This is a genomic window from Nevskiales bacterium (genome assembly GCA_035574475.1).
Taxonomy (GTDB): domain Bacteria; phylum Pseudomonadota; class Gammaproteobacteria; order Nevskiales; family DATLYR01; genus DATLYR01.
In genome coordinates this window covers 1-3,456 of record DATLYR010000221.1, presented here as the reverse complement: position 1 = coordinate 3,456, position 3,456 = coordinate 1, and the positions used below count along the sequence as shown (strand labels likewise).

Annotated in this window: 4 protein-coding genes; all 4 read left to right on the top strand. The window is 69.2% G+C overall.

The annotated features are described in order from the left end of the window. Positions 1–188 precede the first annotated feature (188 nt). Complete coding sequence (locus VNJ47_13310; GenBank protein ID HXG29811.1) at positions 189–701, top strand: O-acetyl-ADP-ribose deacetylase; 513 nt, start codon at positions 189–191, stop codon at positions 699–701. A gap of 32 nt (positions 702–733) precedes the next feature. Then, entirely contained in the window at positions 734–2,509 is a 1,776-nt protein-coding gene (locus tag VNJ47_13305) for a DUF255 domain-containing protein (GenBank protein HXG29810.1), read from the top strand. A 108-nt stretch (positions 2,510–2,617) separates the two neighbouring features. Next, positions 2,618–2,947, top strand: a complete 330-nt coding sequence (locus VNJ47_13300) for a hypothetical protein (protein ID HXG29809.1) — start codon at positions 2,618–2,620, stop codon at positions 2,945–2,947. A 19-nt stretch (positions 2,948–2,966) separates the two neighbouring features. Further along, the coding region (locus tag VNJ47_13295) for a DUF692 family protein (GenBank protein HXG29808.1) at positions 2,967–3,456 on the top strand (490 nt) is incomplete at its 3' end.

Sequence of the window (3,456 nt, the reverse complement as noted above, 5' to 3'; positions counted from 1 at the left end):
AATCGGCCTGGCTCGCTCCGGGCCCGCCTCGCTTGGCCTTCACTCGGGCCATAGCTTGGGCTATGTCCCTCGCTCCAGGCCGGCGCGATCCAAGCCCGGCTCTTCGCCATCATCCGATTCCCCTGTGAGAAATGCGGGTTAAACTCAAAACCGGGGCTCGTCCCCGGTTTTTCGTTTGGGGCGCACACATGGACGATCGCATCCAACTGGTCAGCGGCGATATCACGCAGCTGGACGTGGACGCGATCGTGAATGCGGCCAACTCGAGCCTGCTCGGGGGTGGCGGCGTGGACGGCGCCATTCACCGCGCCGCCGGCCCGGCACTGAAGGCGTATTGCGCGCGCCTGGGTGGCTGTCCCACCGGCGAGGCCAGAATCACGCCCGGCTTTGCCCTCAAGGCCCGCTACGTGATCCACACGGTGGGCCCGGTCTGGCACGGCGGAGATCGCAACGAGCCGGCGCTGTTGGCCAGCTGTTACCGCCGCAGCTTGGAACTGGCAGCCGCCCAAGGCTGTCGCAGCATGGCCTTTCCCGCCATCAGCTGCGGCGTTTACGGCTACCCTGCGGATCAGGCGGCACGCATCGCCGTGCAGACCGTGCGCGAATTCCTCGCGCAGCACGCACTGCCGGAGCGGGTGCTGCTGTGCTGTTTCGGCGCGGACGTGGCCGACGCCTACCGCCGGGCGCTGGCCGAGGGCTGAATCGGGTAGCCCGGCGGCTGCGTATCAGGGACATGCGCCGTCGACTGGCACTACCGATGCTGATGCTGGGACTGGCTCTGGGCGGGCCGGGCGTGGCGGCGCCGGCGACCGCGCCCGGCCTGGAGTGGCAAGCCTGGTCCGAGCAGGCGTTTGCGCGCGCCCGTGCCGAGCGGCGGCTGGTGCTGCTGTACCTGGAGGCCGTGTGGTGCCACTGGTGTCATGTCATGGACGCCAGCACCTGGCGTGATCCCGAGCTGGTCCGCTACCTGCGTCGGCATTACCTGACCCTGCGCGTGGACCACGACGCCCGTCCGGATCTGGCCAATCGCTACCGCGCCTGGGGTTGGCCGGCCACCATCATCTACGACGCCGAGGGACGCGAGCTGGTCAAGCGTGCCGGCTACATCCCCGCGTCCGATTTCCTGGCGCTCGCGCGCGCCGTGGTGGCGGATCCGCGCCCGGAATCGGCGCCGCCTGTGCGCAGCGCGCCGGGCAGCGAGCAGCTGCCGGGTCCCTTGCGGCGTCGGCTCGTGGAGCGTTATGACCTGGCCTACGACAGCGACAAAGGCGGCCTGAAGCTGGCACAGAAATTCCTCGACCGCGACAGCGTCGAATACGCCATGCGTCGCGCCGCGGTCGGCGACGAAGTCGCCGCGCGTCGCGCGCGTCAGACCCTGGACGCCGCCCTGGCCCTGCTCGACCCGGCTTGGGGGGGCTTCTATCAGTACTCGACCGGCGGCGACTGGCGCCAGCCGCACTACGAGAAGATCATGCGCGTGCAGACCGGCTACCTGCGCATCTATGCGCTGGCCTGGTTGCAGTGGCGCGACATTCGCTACCTCGAGGCGGCCCGGCGCACGCGCGACTACCTGCGTGACTTTCTGACCAGCCCGGAGGGTGCGTTCTACACCAGCCAGGATGCAGACCTGGTGCCGGGACGCAAATCGGATGCCTATTTCGCGCTCGGTGACGCCGAGCGCCGGCGCCAGGGACTGCCGCGGGTCGATACCGCACGCTACGCACAGGAGAACGGCTGGGCGATCGAGGCGCTGGCCACGCTGTACCGTGCCGATCGCAATCCGGCCGATCTGGCCGCTGCCCTGCGTGCGGCCCGCTGGGTCATCGCCCACCGCAGCCTGCCCCAGGGCGGCTTCCGGCATGGCGATCGCGACAGCGGCGGTCCCTTTCTCGGCGACAGCCTGGCCATGGGCAGCGCTTTTCTTGCCCTCTATCACGTCACCGCCGAGCGCGAATGGCTGACGCGGGCGGCGCAGGCCGGGCGCTTCATCGCGGCGCATTTCCGTCACGCTGCAGGCGGTTTCAACGGCAGCGCAGTGGCCGGCGGCCCGCTGGCGCCGGCACCGGCGCTGGAGGAGAACATCCGGGCCACGCGCTTCTTCAATCTGCTGGCCCATTACACCGGCGCGGCGGATTTCTTCGAGCAGGCCCGGCACGGCATGCGCCATTTGAGTCGGCCGGACGTGGTCGAGGCAGCGTTCGAAGAGTCCGGTATCCTGCTGGCCGACGACGAACTGGGCCGTGAACCGCTGCAGGTGACCGTGGTCGGCGACAAGCAGGATGCCGAGGCACAGGCACTGTTCGCCGCCGCACTCGCGCTGCCCGGCAGTTATCAGCGGGTGGAATGGTGGGATCGCGCGGAAGGGCCGCTGCCGAATGCGGACGTCGCCTACCCGAAGCTTCCGCGTGCGGCGGCCTTCCTGTGCAGCGAGCGCCGCTGTTCCGCGCCCATGTTCCAGGCTGAACGACTGGCTGAACGTGTGCTGCACACGGTGCCCGAACCGGACTAAGATGACCCCTCCGGTGCCGCGCCGCGCGCGGTGCCGAGTATCAAGGCGACCCCGGCCGCGGACGCATCCGGCCGGCATCACCCAGCACAACACCAAAGAGGTGCAACCATGGAGAAGAAGTTCAGCAGGAAACCGCTCGCCGTCGCTTTAGGCACGGCGTTCGCCGCCACGCTCGGCGCCAGCCCGCTGGCCAGCGCTGAGACCAGCCCCTTCGCCGCCCGCGACCTGGGCGCAGGCTATCTGCTGCTGGCGGATACCGGCGACAGCGCTGCACCGGCCGAGCCGGCACCGGCCGCCGAAACTGCCCCGACGACCGATGCCGGCGCCGCGGCCAAGCCTGCCGAGGGCAAGTGCGGTGAAGGCAAATGCGGCGAGGGCAAGTGCGGCGCCGACAAGAAGGCCGGGGAAAAGCCTGCCGAAGGCGGCACGGCGCAGTAGGCATTGACAGGCCGGCGTCATGCACGCGTTCGAACCCCCCGTTCGTGGCGCCGGCCTCGGTCTGCGGCGGGCCCTGCTGGGACCGTTGTCGGATCACTTTCCCGAATCGCTTGCTTTCCTGGAGGTCGCCCCCGAGAACTGGATGCACGTCGGCGGCGCGCGCGGGCGCCAGTTCCGCGCGCTGACCGAACGCCACCCCTTCGTCTGCCACGGCCTGTCGCTGTCGCTCGGCAGCCCGGCGCCGCTGGACGAGGATTTCGTGCGCGACGTGAAGGGCTTTCTCGATACCCATCGCATCCGCTATTACACCGAGCATCTTTCCTACTGTTCGGACGACGGCCATCTGTACGACCTGATGCCGATCCCTTTCACCGCCGAGGCGGTCGAATACGTCGCCGCGCGCATCCGCCGCGTGCAGGACATCCTGGAACGGCCGATCGCGGTGGAGAACGTCTCGTACTACGCCGCGCCGGGCGCGCAGATGAGCGAACTCGAATTCCTGCTGGCGG